Below are 254 nucleotides of genomic sequence, written 5' to 3' on the forward strand. Positions count from 1 at the left end.
ATCGACACCGAGACCGGCGGCCGGATCGGCATCAGCTACTCGCCGCGCGACTGCCAGGCCCTGGAGCCGAAGCGGATGCCGGCCTCGCCCGAGTCCAACACCATGCGCTGCTTCCCGCAGTACTGGACGCCCAAGGGCGCCCTCAACCCGGTGAAGGACTGGTTCCACAAGTACGTCGTCACCCAGGTCCGCGAAGAGGACCTGGTCACCGACAGCCCCGCCAAGGTCACCTCCTACGAGTTCCTCGGCGGCGC

The 254-nt window shown here is 68.1% G+C and carries 1 protein-coding gene; it reads left to right on the forward strand.

Features of this window, described 5'->3' with window-relative positions:
• Positions 1 to 254: hypothetical protein (locus ALMP_RS36030; RefSeq protein ID WP_264936031.1), on the forward strand; the 254-nt coding region annotated here is incomplete at both ends.

The organism is Streptomyces sp. A012304 (assembly GCF_026008495.1).
Classification (GTDB): Bacteria; Actinomycetota; Actinomycetes; order Streptomycetales; family Streptomycetaceae; genus Streptomyces.